Genomic DNA, 12,982 nt, shown 5'->3' with positions numbered 1-12,982 from the left:
GAGCGGGTCGGGTCAGCGGGCCCGGCCGGTGAGCACCTCGGCGGCGGCCTGCCCACTGGCCCGGGTGGCGCCGTGCGTGGCCAGGTGCACCGACCCGGTGACCAGCTCGGGCACGCCCAGCTCGACCACGACGGCGTCGGGCCGGGCGACCAGCGCCCGCCGGACCGCCGCGCACATCCACTCGTGCCGGTGCAGGTCACGGACCACCAGGACGAGGGGACGGTCCCCGGCTCCGGCCCCCGGATCCGCGGGCACGTCGGGCTCGGCGTGGCGGACCGTCGTCGTGCCGGGCAGCAGCTCGCCCAACGGCTCCCCGATGCCCCACGGGGTCTCCGCGCCGATGGCGATGTTGCGCGGCGGCTCGAACTCGACCACGTACGCGGCGCGGGTCAGCGGCAGCGCGCGGGGCGCGTCCGGGCCGGTGGTGACCCGCACGGCACGGCGGGCGGCGACCAGCCCGACGTCGGCGGATCCACGGACGGAACCCGGGCCGGCGGCGCGGGCGGCCACCGTCCAGGCGGCGAGTTGACCGACCCGCTTGGCGGCCTCGGCGAGGCGCTCCTCGGGCAGCGCACCGGAGACGACGGCGGCCACGATGGCGTCGCGCAGCTCCCGGGCCGCCTCCTCGTCGGCCCGCTCACCGCCGACGCAGATCGCGTCCGCCCCGGCGGCGAGCGCCCGCACCGCCGCGCCGGCGAAGCCGTACCGGTCGGCGACCGCGCGCATCTCCACCGCGTCGGTCACCACCACGCCGGAGAAACCCATCTCGTCGCGGAGCAGCCCGCCCAGGATGCGCCGGCTCAGCGTGGCCGGCAGCCGGTCGTCGAGCGCGGGCACCAGCAGGTGGCCGGTCATCACCGCCTGCACGCCGGCCGCCACGGCGGCGCGGAACGGCGCCAGCTCGCAGGCGTCCAGACGGGCCCGGTCGGCGGTGATCCGGGGCAGGTCGTGGTGGGAGTCGACGCGGGTGTCACCGTGCCCGGGAAAGTGCTTGGCGCAGGCGGCCACGCCGCCGCTCTGCAACCCGCGGATCCAGGCCGCCGTGTGCCGCGCGACGAGCGTGGGGTCGGCCCCGAACGACCGGACGCCGATCACCGGGTTGGCCGGGTTGGAGTTGACGTCGGCGTCCGGCGCGTAGTCGAGGGTCACCCCGGCCGCCGCCAGTTCGACGCCGAGGTCGCGGGCGACCGCCTCGGTCAGCGCCGGGTCGTCGACCGCGCCGAGGGCGAAGTTGCCCGGCCGGGAGCTGCCCCGGGCCGACTCGATGCGGGTGACGTCGCCGGCCTCCTCGTCGATCGCCACGATGACGTCCGGCCGCTCGGCGCGCAGCGTGGCGGTCAACGCCGCCACCTGTGCGGTGTCGACGACGTTGCGGGCGAAGAGCACCACCGAGCCGAGCCCCTCGCCGAGCCAGCGGCACACCCAGGGCGGCGGCGTGGTGCCGACGAACCCGGGTTGCAGGACGGCGGCGGCCAGTGCCGGAAGGTGCCCGGCGGACGCGGTCACGCCGTCCCCTCGAAACGGTAGGCGTCGGTCACGGGCACCGGCGCGTTACCGCCGACCCGCTGGTTGCGCTCGCTCATGCGGCCCCCGTACCCCATCTCTCGCGCGCCCTCGGCGCACCGCCACCCAGGCGGTGCTGCCATGGTCACACCGAGCGATTCAATAGTCAATAAACCTTACAGTTGCCCGGCGGCACCGTTCCCGGGAGAGTGCGGGGATGGACTCCGCCCTGCTGGCCGACGCCACGAGCCCGGCCGACATCCCCGGCGTACGCCTGCTCGGCCTGGTCGTCGGCGCCCTGCTGCTGCTCGCGGCGATCCGGGCCATGTTCGGCCGCCGCTGAGCGCGGGCCGCCGACCGACGCCGGGTGTGGCCGACGACCACCGGGGTACGGCTCTCCCCATCAGCAGGTCCGCGTGCCGAAGGGGAAGCGATGAAGATCGGTTACTTTCTGTCCAGTGAGGAGTACACGCCGGCCGAGTTGCTGGCGCAGGCCCGCGGCGCCGAGGAGGCCGGCTTCGAGGCGCTGTGGATCTCCGACCACTATCACCCCTGGGTGGACGCGCAGGGGCAGAGCCCCTTCGTCTGGTCGATGATCGGCGCGCTCAGCCAGGTCTGCTCGCTGCCGGTGACCACTGCGGTGACCTGCCCGACCGTGCGGATCCACCCGGCCGTGATCGCCCAGGCGGCGGCGACGAGCGCGGTGCTGCACGGCGGGCGGTTCGTGCTCGGCGTCGGCACCGGTGAGGCGCTCAACGAGCACATCTTCGGCGACGCCTGGCCGCAGGCCGACGTCCGGCTGGAGATGCTGGAGGAGGCCGTCGAGGTGCTGCGGGAGCTGTGGGGCGGCGGCTTCGTCAACCACCGCGGCACGCACTACACGGTGGAGAACGCCCGCATCTACACGCTGCCCGACACGCCGCCGTCGATCTACGTCTCCGGCTTCGGGCCGAAGGCCGTCGACCTGGCCGCCCGCATCGGCGACGGCTACGTGAGCACCATGCCCGACGGCGACCTGGTCCGACGTTTCCGGGAGAACGGCGGCGGCGACAAGCCGTGCCAGGCCGGCTTCAAGGCGGCGTACGCGTCCAGCGAGGAGGAGGGCGCGCGGATCGCGTACGAGCGCTGGCCCAACGCCGGGGTGCCGGGCGAGCTGTCCCAGGTGCTGCCGTCGCCGCGCCACTTCGAGCAGGCCGCCGAACTGGTCACGCCGGAGATGGTGCGGGACGCGTTCGTCTGCGGCAACAACGCCGACGCGCACCTGGAGATGATCGACAAGTACGCCAAGGCCGGCTTCGACGAGCTGTACGTGGCCAACACCGGCCCGCACTTCCAGGGTCTGTTCGACCTCTACCAGCGCGAGGTGCTCCCCCGCCTGCGCTGAGTTCCGGATCAGCTCGAGCCCATGATCGCCGAACGCGTTTCGGCGGTCGTGGGCTCGGGTACCTCCGGCCCTCGATGAAACTGTCCACGCACTCGATGACGTTGCGCCGCGCGGCGCGGAGCCTCTTCGGCTGGAAAGCGCTGCGGCCCAACCAGCTCGCCGCCATGCGCGCGGTGATGAAGCGACGTGACGCCCTGGTGGTGTTGCCCACCGGGGCCGGCAAGTCGGCGATCTACCAGATCCCGGCCAGCCTGATCCCCGGCCCGACCGTGGTGATCTCCCCGCTGCTGGCCCTCCAGCAGGACCAGATCGCGGCGCTCAACGAGCGGCAGCGTCCGGAGCTGCGAGCCGTGCGGATCAGCTCGAACGAGTCGGCCGCGCAGCAGGCCGAGGCGATCGCCGAGATCCGGTCGGGCCGGGCGGAGTTCCTGTTCATCACGCCGGAGCAGTTGAGCAACCCCGACCGGATGGCCGAGGTCGCCGCGCTGAAGCCGGCGCTGGTGGCTATCGACGAGGCGCACTGCATCTCCGCCTGGGGGCACGACTTCCGGCCGGACTACCTGGCGCTGGGCCACCTCATCGAGGGCATCGGCCGGCCGCCGGTGGTCGCGCTGACCGCCACCGCCTCCCCGCCGGTACGCGACGACATCATCGCCCGGCTGCGGCTGCACGACCCCGAGGTGGTGGTCTCCGGGCTGGACCGGCCCAACCTGTTCCTGGAGGTGGCGCACTGCCCCACCGAGGACTACCGGTGGCGGCGACTGATCGCGTTGCTGCGCGACGACGAACGGCCGGGGATCATCTACGTGCCGACCCGCCGCTCCGCCGAGGAGCTGGCCGCCCGGTTGACCGACGCCGGCTTCCCGGCGCAGTTCTACCACGGTGGGATGCCGGCCGGCGCGCGCAACGAACTGCACGAGGCGTTCCTCGCCGACCAGGTGCCGATCATGGTCGCCACCTCGGCGTTCGGGATGGGCATCGACAAGCCGAACATCGCCTGGGTGGTGCACATGGCGCTGCCCGACTCGCCGGACAGCTACTTCCAGGAGATCGGCCGGGCCGGACGCGACGGGCAGCCGGCCCGGGTGCTGCTGCTCTGGCAGGCCGAGGACGTGGGCCTGCAACGGTTCTTCAGCGGCGGCCTGCCGGACGCCGACGAGCTGCGGGACCTGGCCGCGCTGCTGCGCCGCAAGCCGGCCACCAAGACCGAGCTGCGCGAGACCACCGGCCTCGGCCCGCGCAAGCTGGGCCAGTACCTCTCGCTGCTGGAGCAGGTCGGCGCCGCCGAGCCGCGCGCTCGGCAACGCATCGGGGCGCCCCGCTACTCGCCCAACCCGACCGACGCGGCCGCGGCGGCACTGGCCGAGGCGGAACGCCAGCAGACGGTTACCCGCTCCCGCACCGACATGATGCGGGCCTTCGCCGAGACCACCGCCTGCCGCGGGCAGACCCTGCTGGCCTACTTCGGCGAGCAGATGACCGAGGTCTGCGCGCACTGCGACAACTGCCACCGGGGCACCAGCGTCGCCGACCAGGGCGCGGTCGGGCCGTTCCCGGTGCACAGCCAGGTGCGCCACGCGGAGTGGGGCAACGGCCTGGTGCTCTCCTACGAGGACGACAAGATGACGGTCCTCTTCGATGAGGTCGGGTACAAGACGTTGTCGGTGCGCGTGGTGTCCGAGCAGGGTCTGCTGACCCTGGACTAGCCTGACCCGGGCACCGGTGCGGGGCCCGTGGATTGACCACACTGAGCAGGGCGGAAGGGGCATTGCCGTGATCGAGCAGCCGGCGTACACCGGTTTCGGTTTCTCCGACGGGGAGTGGGGGCTGCTGGTCGGCCTGCCGCAGTCGGTGCTGACCGCGGCGAGCGCCGCCGAGTCCGACGGCACCCGCCGGACCATGGCGGAGAACGCGGCCGGGCTGGAGACCATCGCCGCGGGCCGGGAGTCGGCCAGCCCGCTGGTCGCCGCCGTGGCCGGCGAGATCGTCGCGCGGGTCGGCGACCCGGACAGCGGCGAGGAGCTGCCGGTCATCGCGCCCGCCGACCCGGGCGCGATGATCGACGACGTGCTGGTGCGGGCCGGCGAGGCGTCCGCGTTGCTGGCCGCCCGGGTCGACGAGGGCGAGGCCGGCGCGTACAAGCACTGGCTGGTGAAGATCGCCGAGCAGGTGGTCGGCGCCGCCTCCAGCGGCGGTCTGCTGGGCATCGGCGGCGAGTCGGTGAGCGACTCCGAGCGGCGGTTCCGCGACCGGCTCGCGCACGTGCTCAACGACTGACCGACGACGCTTCCGGCAGCGGCGTACCGCTCGGTTGGGTCGACTCGGCGGCCAGCGCCGCCGGGTCGGCCGGCCGGACGCCGCGCAGCGTCACCAGCGCGGTCACCGCGCCCAGGACCATCGCCACCATGGCGGCGATCGCGGCGAGGTGCAGCCCGTCGGTGAAGGCGAACCGGGCGGCGTGCAGCACCGCGTCACCCACCTCCGCCGGCAGTCCCCGGGTCACGGCCAGAGCGCCGCCCAGCGTCTCCCCGGCCGCCTCGCGGGCCTGGTCCGGCAGCCCGGCCGGCAGCTCGTCGAGGACCTCGCGGCGGTAGATCGCGGCGCCCACGCTGCCCAGGATGGCCATCCCCAGGGCGCCGCCCAGCTCGCTGCTCGACTCGGTCAGCGCGGAGGCGACACCGGCCTGCTCCGGCGGCGCCGCACCGAGGACCAGCTCGGTGACGAGCGACATCACCATCACCAGACCGCCCGCGTACACGCTGGCGCCGAGCAGCAGCAGCCAGAGCGGCGTCTCGGGCGTGACCCGGGTCAGCACCGCGAAGCCGAGCACGGCGATCACGAAGCCGGCGCCGATCAGGTACGCCCGGCTCGACACGCTGGGCGAGCGCGGCCGCGGCCGGGGCGACGCCGCCCACGGCGAGGGACGGCACGAGGCTCCACAGCGCCGCCCGCAGCGGGCTCAGGCCGAGCACCAGTTGCAGGTGCTGGGTGGTGAAGATGGCGAACCCGACGAGAGCGAACATCGCCAGCAGGTTGACCGCGAGGGACCCGGCGAAGCCGTGGCGGCGAAACAGCGCCAGGTCGACCATCGGGTACGCCCGGGTCCGCTGCCGGTACAGGAAGAGCGCCCCGACGAGCAGACCGGCGACGACGGCCAGCACCCGGGCCGGGCTGACGCCGTCGCGGGCCATCTCCTTGATGCCGTAGATCACCGGCAGCAGCGCGCCGAGCGACAGCGCCGCGCTGAGCAGGTCGAACCGCCCGCGCACGGGGTTACGGAACTCGGGCACCAGGACCGGGGCGAGCAGGAGCAGCAACAGCATCGCCGGAATGTTGATCAGGAAGATGGAACCCCACCAGAAGTGCTCCAGGAGGACGCCGCTGAGCACCGGGCCGATGGCGATGCCGCCGGTGAGCGTGGCGGTCCAGATGCCGATCGCGGTGCCCCGCTGCTTGGCGTCGTGGAACATGTTGCGCACCAGGGCGAGCGTGGACGGCATCAGGGTGGCCCCGCCGACGCCGAGCACGGCGCGGGCGGCGATGAGCGTCGCGGCGCTGTCGGCGTACGCGGCCAGCAGGGACGCGGCGCCGAACGCGGTGGCGCCCAGCAGCAGGAGCCGACGCCGCCCGATCCGGTCACCGAGGGCGCCCATGGTGATGAGCAGCCCGGCGAGCACGAAGCCGTAGATGTCGAAGATCCAGAGCTGCTGGGTGGCGCTGGGCCGCAGCTCCTCACTGATGAACGGGACGGCGAAGTAGAGCACCGACACGTCCATCGAGACCAGGAGCAACGGCAACATCAGCACCGCGAACCCGATCCATTCCCGCCGGCCCGCGCGGGGTGCCGGTGTGGTGGGGACAGAAGTCATGATCAGTTTCTCCTCTGCGTATGGCGTACGCTGTTATGCGTAGACCATACGCAGAACTAGGATGGCGAAGCAAGGAGGAAATGTGGCGGCGAAGACAGACGACAGCGGGCCCGTGCTCCCGCCGGCGATCGAGAGCGCGTGGGGGCTGCGGGAACGGCCACCCAAGGGCCCTCGCCCGGGGATGAGCGTGCCCACCATCGTGGACGCCGCCGTACGCGTGGCCGACGCCGACGGCCTGGCGGCCGTGTCGATGAGCCGGGTGGCCAAGGAGCTGGGCGCCGCCACCATGGCCCTCTACCGGTACGTCGGCTCGAAGGACGAGCTGCTCATGCTCATGGTGGACACCGGGTACGGCCCCTCCCCCGGGCCGCCTCCGCCCCACGACGACTGGCGCGCGGGCCTCACCCGCTGGGCCTGGGCCGAGCACGATGTCCTGCGGCAACGGCCCTGGCTGCTGCACGTGCCGATCAGTGGCCCACCGATCACTCCGCAGCAGCTCGGCTGGATGGAGGACGGTCTGCGCTGCCTCGACGGCACCACGCTCGCCGAGGGCGAGAAGATGTCGGTGCTCCTGCTGCTCACCGGGTACGTCCGCAACGAGGCCACCCTCACGTCGCAGATCGCCGAGGGCAGCCGGGCGACAGGCGTCGAGCCCAGCGAGATGATGCCGGCGTACGGTCGGCTGGTGGCCCGGCTCATCGACCCGGCCCGCTTCCCCGCACTGCACCGCGTGCTGGGCGCCGGCGTGCTCAACCAGGACGACGACCCCGACGACGAGTTCACCTTCGGCCTGGACCGGATCCTCGACGGCGTCGAGGCGCTGATCCGACGCCGGGCGGGCTGAGCGAGGAGCCCCGATGCTGCCGAGAGACTCCATCGACACCACCGTCCTGCCGCCTGGCGAACGGTTCGGCATGTGGCTGGACCTGATCGCGCGCACCTCGGTGCCGGTGCGGATCCACTCCGGGCACAGCGACGACTTCGCCGCCCGCGCCGACTTCATCGGACTCGGCCCGATCGAACTGGTGCAGTACGAGTACCCGTCGCTGGACGTCACCCGGACCCGGAAGCTCGTCCGTCAGTCCGACCGGGAGTTGTACATCCTCGCCCTCACCACCGGCGGCATCGGCGCGTCCAGCCAGGACGGTCGCCGCAGCGAGATCCTGACCGGCGAGTTCACCTTCTACGACGCGTCCCGGCCGCACGACGTGCGCCACCACGCGACCGAGCCGGAGCGGGACCAGGCCTCCTCGATCATCACGATGATCCCGCACGCCGCGCTGCCGCTGCCACCACAGCGGATGGCCGCCCTCTACGGGGGCCGGATGTCCGGCAGCGAGGGCATCGGGGCGCTGCTGGCGCAGTTCCTGCTCCGGGTGACCGGGCACTCCGAGCAGTACCACGCCGACGACGCCGGCCGACTCGGCACGGTGGGGCTCGACCTGGCCACCACCATGCTCGGCCGGCACCTCGCCGCCGAGGACGCCGTGCCGACCGAGGTCCGCCGCCGGGCGCTGCTCACCCAGGTGCAGTCGTACGTCCACCGTCACCTGGGCGACGCGACGCTCGGCCCACAGGTCGTCGCGGACGCCCACCACATCTCGCTGCGCACACTGCACCGCCTCTTCGAGTCCGAGAACTCCACCGTGGCGTCGTACATCCGGGACCTTCGTCTGGCGCGGTGCCGACGCGACCTGACCGACCCGACGCTGCGGACCCAGCCCGTGCAGGTCATCGCGACGCGGTGGGGGTTCGGAGACAAGGCCCACTTCAGTCGGGTGTTCCGGGCGGCGTACGGGATGAGTCCGCAGGCGTGTCGCGACGGCAACGCGCTTCCGGCGCTGGCGGTCAACCGCCTGGCGTCCAGAGTCAACTCGTCCGGGTCAGACTGACCATCGACGTGGCCGAGACGGCGCCCCCGCACCGGGGCTCGACGGCGGTCACGAACGGGGGCCGTGGCGAGGCGCCCGCCGCGGGGTGCGGCGGGCGGCCGCCCGGTGTCGCCCCCGGGCCGGGACCCCGGCCCCGTCGCTTCCCCCCCAGGATCGTCGGCGGGGCCGGTCAGGCCTTCTCCAGCAGCTCCAACACGACCCGTTCGACCTCCTCGCGCGGCGCACCCGGGTCGACAGGCGCCACCGTGTTGTCGTGGTAGAGGTCGACGACCCGCGGGTCCACGTAGGACGTCCGCGCCACCGTGGGGGTGTTGCCCAGCAGCTCCGCCACCGCACGCATCACCGCCGCCACCGCCCTGCGCCGGGCGGTGACCGAGCGGGCCGGGTCGGCAGCGGCCAACTCGGCGGCGGCCAGCACCGTGGCGTGCCAGGTGCGGAAGTCCTTGGCGGTCATCTCGCCGCCACTGGCCTCCCGCAGGTAGCCGTTGACCTCGTCGCTGCGCACGTCGCGCCACTCCCGGCCGTCCCAGTAGCCGAACAGCCGGTCCGCCCGCCGGCGACGCCGACGCAGGTTGACAAGCACCTCGCACAGCTGCGGGTCCTCGATCCGGCGCACCTGCTCGATGCCGCCCTTGGCGGGGAACTCGAAGACCACGCAGTCGCCGCGTCTACGGGCGTGCTCCGGACGCAGGGTGGACACGCCGAACGTCGGGTCGTCGCCGGCCGCGTACTGGTCGCTGCCGACCCGGAACATCCCCATGTCGAGCAGGCGGGCCACCGTGGCCAGCACCCGGTCCCGACCCAGCCCCCGCCCGCCCAGGTCCTGCCCCACCCGTTCCCGCAGCGCCGGCAGCCGCCGGGCCACCTCCAGCATGTGGTCGAACTTCGCCGCGTCCTGCTTCTCCCGCCACACCGGGTGGTAGACGTACTGCTTGCGGCCGGCCGCGTCGATGCCCGTCGCCTGGATGTGCCCGTTCGCGTGCGGCGCGATCCACACGTCCTGCCAGGCAGGGGGGATCACCAGCTCCCGCAGCCGCGCCAGGGTCGCGGGATCCCGCACGACCACACCGCTCGGATCGACGAAGGTCCAGCCCTTGCCGCGCCGGCGTCGCCCGTAACCGGGACGACCCGGGTCGCTACGCCGCAACCGCACCGGAGATCCGCACCGCCCTTTCCACCTCGTCCACGGCGGCCAGCACCTCGTCGAGGGGCAGGGCCGTCAATGTCGGGTGGCTTCCTACCCCGTCCCATCTACGCCAATCCCCCGTACCGACCCAGAGCGCCCGGTGTCGGGGCCGGTCCGGCGGTGGCCCCCACGCCGCCGGAGGCACCGGCCCGAACAGCACCACCGACGCGGTCCCGTACGCGGTGGCCAGGTGGGCCACGCCGGTGTCCCCGCTGACCACCAGCCGGGCGTCGGCGACGAGCGCGGCAAGCGCGCCGAGGTCGGTCCGGCCGGCCAGCACGGCGTCCGGCGACAGGCCGGCCGCGTGGGCGACCTGGGCAGCAAGCGCGTGTTCGTCGGCCGAACCGGTGACCAGCACCCGGTGCCCCCGTTCGTCGAGCGCCCGGGCGAGCGCGGCGAACCGTTCGGCGGGCCACCGCTTGGCGGGGACCTTGCTGCCCGGGTGCAGCAGCGTGGCCCCGGCCGGGCCGCCGGTCGAGCCGGGCCGGCGCAGGCCCAGGTCGCCGCGGTCGGTCGGGATGTCGTACCAGGACAGCAGCCGGCACCAGCGGTCCACCTCGTGCTCGGCGTCGACCCACCGCGGCCCGTCGCCGAACCCGGCGTCGGCGTTCGCGAAGGCGACCAGCCGCCCCGGGCGGGAGGCGGCCAGCAGCCGGTGCGACTGCGGGCCGCGCCCGTGCAGGTTCACCGCGACCTCCGGTGCGGGGCCGGGCCAGGACGGCCCGTCCAGCCCGGCGGTGTCCACCAGCCGGTCGACGCCCCCGATCAGGTCGACAAGCGGGGCCAGGCCGGCGGGCGCGGCGAGCGCCAGCTCCCTGTCGGGGTACGCGGCCCGCAGCGCCCGCAGGGCGGGCACCGCGGTGACCAGGTCGCCGACGCCGAGGGCGCGCAGCACGAGGATCACGGGTACGACGTCTCCTGCTCGGCGCAGACCACCAGCTCGCGCACCGCGCAGCCGGGCGGCTGGTTGAGCGCGAACATGACCGCCGCGGCCGTGTCGACGGGGTCGTTGAGGATGGCGTCCGGCCCCGGCCGGTACTGCGGGTCGCGCTCGTCGAAGAACGCGGTGCGCATCCCCCCGGGAATGAGCAGGGTGACCCCGACCTGGCCGGCCAGCTCGGCGGCCAGGGCGCGGGTGAACCCGACCACGCCGAACTTCGCCGCGCAGTACGCCGTGGCGTCGCTGACCGCCTTGACGCCCAGCGTGGAGGCGACAGTGACGATGCGACCGCGCGAGGTCAGCAGGAACGGCAGCGCGGCCCGGATCACCGCCGCGGTGGCCAGCAGGTCCACGGCGACGATGCGGTCCCAGGTCTCCCCCGGCACGTCGGCGAGCCGACCCGGCACGTCCGTGCCGGCGGCCGTGACCACCGCGTCCAGGCCGCCGGCCTGCTCGGCGAGGTGCTGGGTGGCCACCTCGGCGGCACGGGTGTCGGCGAGGTCGCACTCGGTCCAGGACACGCCGTCGACAGGTGGCTGCCGGTCCAGCACGAGCGGACGGCCACCGGAGGCGGCCACCGCCGCGACCACCGCCGCGCCGAGCCCGCTGGACCCGCCGCTGACCAGGACGGTCGGCCCGGCGCCGGACCTCGTGGCGGTCATCGGGTGCGCTCCCGCGTCGTCGACACCGGCGCGGCGACGCCGACCGGCTGCTGCGGTCGCCCACCCGCGTCGGCGGCCGGCCCGCCCGTCGAACGGGCGATCAGGTCGCTCGTGGAACGACCGTCCAGGTACGGCACCACCACCGTGTTCCCGCCCCAGCGGCGCAGGACCTCGGCCTCGGGGAGCCCGACCGCGTCCGGGCCGCCGGTCGCGTAGTCGCCGCCCTTGACCCAGACGTCCGGACGCAGCCAGGACAGCACCGCCTCCGGCGTCGGCTCGTCGAAGACGAGGACGGCGTCGACGCAGCTCAGCGCGGCCAGCAGCCGGGCCCGATCGCCCTCGGCCATGACCGGCCGGTCCGGCCCCTTCAGCCCGGCCACGCTGGTGTCGGAGTTCAGGCAGACGATCAGACAGTCGCCGAGCTGCCGGGCGGCCTGCAGGGTCGCCAGGTGCCCGGCGTGCAGCAGGTCGAAGCAGCCTCCGGTGGCCACCACCGTGCCGCCGGCGCCCCGCACCTCGGCGAGCAGCGTGGCGACCGCCGCGACGCCCACCCGCTCACCACCACCAGGGCCGGCGACTGCGTGCCCGCTCGCCGGTCCGCGGTTCGATCCCGCCCGCAGGACGTGCGGAAACGGCTGCTCCGGCGGCAGGGCCGTGGCCACTCCCCCACCCGCCACGTACGCGGACGCCTCGGCGACCGCCGCCTGCACCGCCTCGGAGACCAGCGCGCCCTGGGCCAGCGCGAGACTGGCGGCGGCGGCGAACCGGTCGCCGGCCCCGCAGGTGTCGCCCTCGGCGCTGCCCGGGGTGGGCACCACGAGCGGTGTCGACCCGGCGTGGCAGAGCAGTGCGCCGTCCCCGCCCAACGTCACCGCGACCGCGCCCGCCCGCCATCGCCGCCGCAGTCCCTGTGCGCCCCGGGACGCGGTGGCCAGCCGGGACGCGCCGGGCAGCGCGGGGACCAGCTCACGTACCTCCGACTCGTTCGGAGTGGCCAGGTGCACGCCGGGCACCGCCGCCGGACCACGCGGGTGCGGGTCCCACACGACAGGCGCGCGGGTGGCGGCCAGCGCGGCGCGCAACGCGGGCTGGCGGGCCACACCCCGGCCGTAGTCGCTGACCAGCACTGCCGATGCCCGGGCGAGTACCCGCAGCACCTCGTCGGAGGGCTGGCCCGGCTCACCGGAGGCGCCGCCACGGTCGTGCCGCAGCAGCACCCGGCCCCGGGCCCGCAGCCGGATCTTCTCCGGCGTCGAACCGGACAGGCTCAGCGGGTACACCTGCACGCCGGCGGCGGCGAGCAGCGCGCTGAGCCGCGCGCCCCCGGCGTCGTCGGCGAGGGCGGTCACCAGCACCACGTCGGCGCCCTGCGCGGCCGCGAAGACCGCCGCGAGGCCGGCGCCGCCGGGCCGGTCGACGGCCGAGGTCTCGTCGAGCACCGGTACCGGGGAGTCTGGGCAGAGGCGGTTCACCACCCCTTCCACGTCCCGGTCGAGCAGGGTGTCCCCGACCACCACCACGGGTCCCCTCACGGTGTCCTCCTCAT

14 protein-coding genes are annotated in these 12,982 nt (G+C 74.3%); 6 read left to right on the top strand and 8 right to left on the bottom strand.

Annotation, left to right across the window (positions count from 1 at the left end; translation table 11 throughout):
* Positions 1-12: 12 nt before the first annotated feature.
* Entirely contained in the window at positions 13-1,506 is a 1,494-nt protein-coding gene (locus MILUP08_RS12515; protein WP_007458116.1) for a glycoside hydrolase family 3 protein, read from the bottom strand.
* The gene (locus MILUP08_RS35850; protein WP_167626039.1) at positions 1,503-1,646 is read right to left on the bottom strand and encodes a hypothetical protein; all 144 of its coding nucleotides are present in this window, start codon (positions 1,644-1,646) and stop codon (positions 1,503-1,505) included. The genes MILUP08_RS12515 and MILUP08_RS35850 overlap by 4 nt, the downstream gene beginning before the upstream one ends.
* A 74-nt stretch (positions 1,647-1,720) precedes the next feature.
* Here MILUP08_RS35850 and MILUP08_RS37100 point away from each other — a divergent pair, with 74 nt between their 5' ends.
* From MILUP08_RS37100 to MILUP08_RS12500, 4 genes are all read left to right on the top strand, one after another.
* The gene (locus MILUP08_RS37100) at positions 1,721-1,846 is read left to right on the top strand and encodes a hypothetical protein (RefSeq protein ID WP_007458111.1); all 126 of its coding nucleotides are present in this window, start codon (positions 1,721-1,723) and stop codon (positions 1,844-1,846) included.
* 90 nt (positions 1,847-1,936) lie between these two features.
* Positions 1,937-2,887 (top strand): TIGR03557 family F420-dependent LLM class oxidoreductase, encoded by a 951-nt coding sequence (locus MILUP08_RS12510; protein ID WP_007458109.1) that lies wholly within the window; start codon positions 1,937-1,939, stop codon positions 2,885-2,887.
* A 74-nt stretch (positions 2,888-2,961) separates the two neighbouring features.
* Entirely contained in the window at positions 2,962-4,593 is a 1,632-nt protein-coding gene (locus MILUP08_RS12505; RefSeq protein WP_007458107.1) for a RecQ family ATP-dependent DNA helicase, read from the top strand.
* A gap of 67 nt (positions 4,594-4,660) precedes the next feature.
* Entirely contained in the window at positions 4,661-5,164 is a 504-nt protein-coding gene (locus MILUP08_RS12500) for a hypothetical protein (RefSeq protein WP_007458105.1), read from the top strand.
* Here the strand turns inward: MILUP08_RS12500 and MILUP08_RS36335 are convergent.
* Positions 5,154-5,390, bottom strand: a complete 237-nt coding sequence (locus MILUP08_RS36335; RefSeq protein ID WP_202805211.1) for a hypothetical protein — start codon at positions 5,388-5,390, stop codon at positions 5,154-5,156. The genes MILUP08_RS12500 and MILUP08_RS36335 overlap by 11 nt on opposite strands.
* Entirely contained in the window at positions 5,359-6,756 is a 1,398-nt protein-coding gene (locus tag MILUP08_RS12495) for an MFS transporter (RefSeq protein WP_007458101.1), read from the bottom strand. The genes MILUP08_RS36335 and MILUP08_RS12495 overlap by 32 nt, the downstream gene beginning before the upstream one ends.
* Positions 6,757-6,838: 82 nt before the next feature.
* On the opposite strand from MILUP08_RS12495, the gene MILUP08_RS12490 reads away from it, so the two are divergent.
* Positions 6,839-7,600 carry a TetR/AcrR family transcriptional regulator gene (locus tag MILUP08_RS12490; protein ID WP_007458098.1) on the top strand — a complete coding sequence of 254 codons (762 nt, stop codon included), beginning with the start codon at positions 6,839-6,841 and terminating at the stop codon, positions 7,598-7,600.
* A 13-nt stretch (positions 7,601-7,613) separates the two neighbouring features.
* Complete coding sequence (locus MILUP08_RS12485; RefSeq protein ID WP_007458096.1) at positions 7,614-8,648, top strand: helix-turn-helix domain-containing protein; 1,035 nt, start codon at positions 7,614-7,616, stop codon at positions 8,646-8,648.
* Positions 8,649-8,817: 169 nt separating this feature from the next.
* On the opposite strand, the gene MILUP08_RS12480 is transcribed toward MILUP08_RS12485, so the two are convergent.
* Genes MILUP08_RS12480 through MILUP08_RS12465 form a run of 4 tightly spaced genes read right to left on the bottom strand, consistent with a single transcriptional unit; the run spans position 8,818 to position 12,968 of the window.
* On the bottom strand, positions 8,818-9,801 hold the full coding sequence (locus MILUP08_RS12480) for a DNA topoisomerase IB (RefSeq protein WP_007458095.1): 984 nt from the start codon (positions 9,799-9,801) through the stop codon (positions 8,818-8,820).
* Positions 9,785-10,738: a glycosyltransferase family 9 protein gene (locus MILUP08_RS12475; RefSeq protein WP_007458094.1), complete on the bottom strand. Its 954-nt coding sequence runs from the start codon at positions 10,736-10,738 to the stop codon at positions 9,785-9,787. Before MILUP08_RS12475 ends, MILUP08_RS12480 begins: the two co-directional genes overlap by 17 nt.
* Entirely contained in the window at positions 10,735-11,436 is a 702-nt protein-coding gene (locus tag MILUP08_RS12470) for an SDR family oxidoreductase (protein ID WP_007458093.1), read from the bottom strand. The genes MILUP08_RS12475 and MILUP08_RS12470 overlap by 4 nt, the downstream gene beginning before the upstream one ends.
* Complete coding sequence (locus tag MILUP08_RS12465) at positions 11,433-12,968, bottom strand: PfkB family carbohydrate kinase (RefSeq protein WP_007458092.1); 1,536 nt, start codon at positions 12,966-12,968, stop codon at positions 11,433-11,435. Before MILUP08_RS12465 ends, MILUP08_RS12470 begins: the two co-directional genes overlap by 4 nt.
* Positions 12,969-12,982: the final 14 nt, after the last annotated feature.

Source organism: Micromonospora lupini str. Lupac 08, assembly GCF_000297395.2.
Lineage (GTDB): Bacteria > Actinomycetota > Actinomycetes > Mycobacteriales > Micromonosporaceae > Micromonospora > Micromonospora lupini.
Note: the sequence above shows the minus strand (reverse complement) of the source record. Positions and strands in the feature narration are given on the sequence as shown.

Coding starts and splice junctions, on each gene's coding strand:
- MILUP08_RS12470 (WP_007458093.1), bottom strand. CDS start 11,436: ATGACCGCCACGAGGTCCGGCGCCGGGCCGACCGTCCTGGTCAGCGGC.
- MILUP08_RS35850 (WP_167626039.1), bottom strand. CDS start 1,646: ATGGCAGCACCGCCTGGGTGGCGGTGCGCCGAGGGCGCGCGAGAGATG.
- MILUP08_RS12495 (WP_007458101.1), bottom strand. CDS start 6,756: ATGACTTCTGTCCCCACCACACCGGCACCCCGCGCGGGCCGGCGGGAA.
- MILUP08_RS12485 (WP_007458096.1), top strand. CDS start 7,614: ATGCTGCCGAGAGACTCCATCGACACCACCGTCCTGCCGCCTGGCGAA.
- MILUP08_RS37100 (WP_007458111.1), top strand. CDS start 1,721: ATGGACTCCGCCCTGCTGGCCGACGCCACGAGCCCGGCCGACATCCCC.
- MILUP08_RS12510 (WP_007458109.1), top strand. CDS start 1,937: ATGAAGATCGGTTACTTTCTGTCCAGTGAGGAGTACACGCCGGCCGAG.
- MILUP08_RS12505 (WP_007458107.1), top strand. CDS start 2,962: ATGAAACTGTCCACGCACTCGATGACGTTGCGCCGCGCGGCGCGGAGC.